This window comes from Gilvimarinus sp. 1_MG-2023, from assembly GCF_030548285.1.
The window spans coordinates 1-266 of record NZ_JAUOSC010001105.1; the positions used below are offsets into that span (position 1 = coordinate 1).

Annotated in this window: 1 protein-coding gene; it reads right to left on the reverse strand. The window is 58.3% G+C overall.

Going from position 1 to position 266, the window contains the following annotated elements:
* A partial coding sequence (locus Q4563_RS20280; protein WP_303605796.1) for a DUF1731 domain-containing protein occupies positions 1-266 on the reverse strand: 266 nt, incomplete at both ends.

Genomic DNA, 266 nt, shown 5'->3' on the forward strand with positions numbered 1-266 from the left:
ATACTGGCCAATGCTTCAGATAGTGTAGTGTACCGATACGAAAACGCCTGCTCCTGCAGCTGAAGAGGCAATACTCGCTGCCCCTTGAGCAGCAGGTCCGCCAGCTCACCAAACACGATACGCGCCACGGCTGCGGGCATGGGCAACAGTGCCGGACGCTTCAGGCAAGTCGCCAGCACACGGGTAAAATCACGGTTTGTCACCGCCTCTGGCGCCGTCATATTAACAATCCCCTCTGCCTCCGAGGCCAGCAGATGGTTCAGTGC